Source organism: Crenobacter sp. CS_VA4, from assembly GCF_055597485.1.
Genome location: NZ_JBVMAE010000186.1, coordinates 1 through 242, shown reverse-complemented (window position 1 = coordinate 242; position 242 = coordinate 1). Strand labels below are relative to the sequence as shown.

The following is a 242-nucleotide window of genomic DNA, read 5'->3' as shown; positions in this document are numbered from 1 at the left end:
AGCGACGTCACCGTCGCCCTCTAGCAACCAACCCGGGAACATTGCGGGCCACAACATCGTTCCCCTATTTGGTCTTGCTCCAGGTGGGGTTTACCATGCCGCTCCCGTTACCGGTCGCGCGGTGCGCTCTTACCGCACCCTTTCACCCTTGCCGGGACCTTGCGGCCCTTAGGCGGTCTACTCTCTGCTGCACTTTCCGTAGGCTCACGCCCCCCAGGTATTACCTGGCACCTCGCCCTGTG

Annotated in this window: 1 other RNA gene; it reads right to left on the bottom strand. The window is 62.8% G+C overall.

The features are described from left to right. Nucleotides 1–242, bottom strand: an RNA gene (gene rnpB / locus ACZ2IA_RS23235) — RNase P RNA component class A; the annotation flags it as partial.